This window comes from Paenibacillus vini, from assembly GCF_018403325.1.
In the GTDB taxonomy this organism is placed as follows: Bacteria; Bacillota; Bacilli; order Paenibacillales; family Paenibacillaceae; genus Fontibacillus; species Fontibacillus vini.
On sequence record NZ_BOSL01000078.1, the window covers coordinates 1 to 255 of the forward strand.

The following is a 255-nucleotide window of genomic DNA, read 5'->3' on the forward strand; positions in this document are numbered from 1 at the left end:
GCCCAGACTCCTACGGGAGGCAGCAGTAGGGAATCTTCCGCAATGGACGAAAGTCTGACGGAGCAACGCCGCGTGAGTGATGAAGGTTTTCGGATCGTAAAGCTCTGTTGCCAGGGAAGAACGTCCGCTAGAGTAACTGCTAGCGGAGTGACGGTACCTGAGAAGAAAGCCCCGGCTAACTACGTGCCAGCAGCCGCGGTAATACGTAGGGGGCAAGCGTTGTCCGGAATTATTGGGCGTAAAGCGCGCGCAGGC

At 57.6% G+C, this 255-nt stretch carries 1 rRNA gene; it reads left to right on the forward strand.

The features are described 5' to 3' along the window. A 16S ribosomal RNA gene (locus tag KJS57_RS26240) occupies positions 1–255 on the forward strand; the annotation flags it as partial.